The sequence below is a fragment of the Thalassobacillus sp. CUG 92003 genome (genome assembly GCF_013618635.1).
Classification (GTDB): Bacteria; Bacillota; Bacilli; order Bacillales; family Halobacillaceae; genus CUG-92003.
Genome location: NZ_JABLSJ010000027.1, coordinates 1 through 2,727, shown reverse-complemented (window position 1 = coordinate 2,727; position 2,727 = coordinate 1). Strand labels below are relative to the sequence as shown.

Below are 2,727 nucleotides of genomic sequence, written 5' to 3'. Positions count from 1 at the left end.
ACTGAATACATAGGTTCAGGAAGGCACACCCGGGGAACTGAAACATCTCAGTACCCGGAGGAAACGAAAGCAACAGCGATTTCCCGAGTAGCGGCGAGCGAAACGGAAGCAGCCCAAACCAGAAAGCTTGCTTTCTGGGGTTGTAGGACACGCCATTGGAGTGATCAAGTCCTTTGGTAGGCGAAGCGATCTGGAACGATCCGCCAGAGCAGGTAACAGCCCTGTAGCCGAAACCGGAGGACCTCCGGCGTGGATCCTGAGTACGGCGGAACACGTGACATTCCGTCGGAATCCGGGAGGACCATCTCCCAAGGCTAAATACGTCCTCGTGACCGATAGTGAACCAGTACCGTGAGGGAAAGGTGAAAAGCACCCCGGAAGGGGAGTGAAAGAGAACCTGAAACCGTGTGCCTACAAGTAGTCGGAGCCCGTTAATGGGTGACGGCGTGCCTTTTGTAGAATGAACCGGCGAGTTACGCATCCATGCAAGGTTAAGCGATCAAACGCGGAGCCGCAGCGAAAGCGAGTCTGAACAGGGCGATGCAGTATGGGGGCGTAGACCCGAAACCGTGTGATCTACCCATGTCCAGGGTGAAGGTCAGGTAACACTGACTGGAGGCCCGAACCCACGTATGTTGAAAAATGCGGGGATGAGGTGTGGGTAGGGGTGAAATGCCAATCGAACACGGAGATAGCTGGTTCTCTCCGAAATAGCTTTAGGGCTAGCCTCAGAGTATGGAGTCCTGGAGGTAGAGCACTGATTGGACGAGGGGCCCCTATCGGGTTACCGAATTCAGTCAAACTCCGAATGCCAGCGACTTCGCTCTGGGAGTCAGACCGTGGGTGATAAGGTTCATGGTCGAGAGGGGAACAGCCCAGACCGCCAGCTAAGGTCCCTAAGTATGTGTTAAGTGGAAAAGGATGTGGCGTTGCTTAGACAACCAGGATGTTGGCTTAGAAGCAGCCATCATTGAAAGAGTGCGTAATAGCTCACTGGTCGAGTGACGCTGCGCCGAAAATATACCGGGGCTAAACACATCACCGAAGCTGCGGATTGATCCAATGGATCAGTGGTAGGAGAGCGTTCTAAGGGCCGTGAAGTCAGACCGTGAGGACTGGTGGAGCGCTTAGAAGTGAGAATGCCGGTATAAGTAGCGAAAAAAGAGTGAGAATCTCTTTCACCGAAAGTCTAAGGTTTCCTGAGGAAGGCTCGTCCTCTCAGGGTTAGTCGGGACCTAAGCCGAGGCCGAACGGCGTAGGCGATGGATAACAGGTTGATAGTCCTGTACCACCTTCGTATCCGTTTGAACGACGGGGGGACGCAGGAGGATAAGGAGAGCGCGCTGATGGATAGGCGCGTCCAAGCAGTGAGACGGCCGGATAGGCAAATCCGTCCGGCGGACGTCAAGCTGTGACGGGGAGGGAAATCAAGTACCGAAGCTCCTGAGTTCACACTGCCAAGAAAAGCCTCTAGTGAGGATACAGGTGCCCGTACCGCAAACCGACACAGGTAGACGAGGAGAGGATCCTAAGGTGAGCGGGAGAACTCTCGTTAAGGAACTCGGCAAAATGACCCCGTAACTTCGGGAGAAGGGGTGCTCCTCTGCCGAGGAGCCGCAGTGAAAAGGCCCAAGCGACTGTTTAGCAAAAACACAGGTCTCTGCGAAGCCGTAAGGCGAAGTATAGGGGCTGACACCTGCCCGGTGCTGGAAGGTTAAGGGGATGCGTTAGCCCGCAAGGGCGAAGCGTTGAACCGAAGCCCCAGTAAACGGCGGCCGTAACTATAACGGTCCTAAGGTAGCGAAATTCCTTGTCGGGTAAGTTCCGACCCGCACGAAAGGTGCAACGACTTGGGCACTGTCTCAACGAGAGACCCGGTGAAATTATACGATGTGTGAAGATGCACATTACCCGCGACAGGACGGAAAGACCCCGTGGAGCTTTACTGTAGCCTGATATTGAATGTTGGTACAGCTTGTACAGGATAGGTGGGAGCCATAGAAGCCGGAGCGCTAGCTTCGGTGGAGGCGCCGGTGGGATACCACCCTGGCTGTACGGACATTCTAACCCAGGACCGTGATCCGGTCCGGAGACAGTGTCAGGTGGGCAGTTTGACTGGGGCGGTCGCCTCCTAAAAGGTAACGGAGGCGCCCAAAGGTTCCCTCAGAATGGTTGGAAATCATTCGCAGAGTGTAAAGGCAGAAGGGAGCTTGACTGCGAGACTTACAAGTCGAGCAGGGACGAAAGTCGGGCTTAGTGATCCGGCGGTTCCGCATGGAAGGGCCGTCGCTCAACGGATAAAAGCTACCCCGGGGATAACAGGCTTATCTCCCCCAAGAGTCCACATCGACGGGGAGGTTTGGCACCTCGATGTCGGCTCATCGCATCCTGGGGCTGTAGTCGGTCCCAAGGGTTGGGCTGTTCGCCCATTAAAGCGGTACGCGAGCTGGGTTCAGAACGTCGTGAGACAGTTCGGTCCCTATCCGTCGTGGGCGTTGGAAATTTGTAAGGAGCTGTCCTTAGTACGAGAGGACCGGGATGGACGCACCGCTGGTGTACCAGTTGTTCCGCCAGGAGCACTGCTGGGTAGCTACGTGCGGTCGGGATAAGTGCTGAAAGCATCTAAGCATGAAGCCCCCCTTGAGATGAGATTTCCCATTACGTCAAGTAAGTAAGATCCCTCAGAGACGATGAGGTTGATAGGTCCGGTGTGGAAGCGTGGCGACA

The 2,727-nt window shown here is 55.3% G+C and carries 1 rRNA gene; it reads left to right on the top strand.

From position 1 onward, the window contains the following. Positions 1-2,727 (top strand): 23S ribosomal RNA (locus tag HOP45_RS20365); the annotation flags it as partial.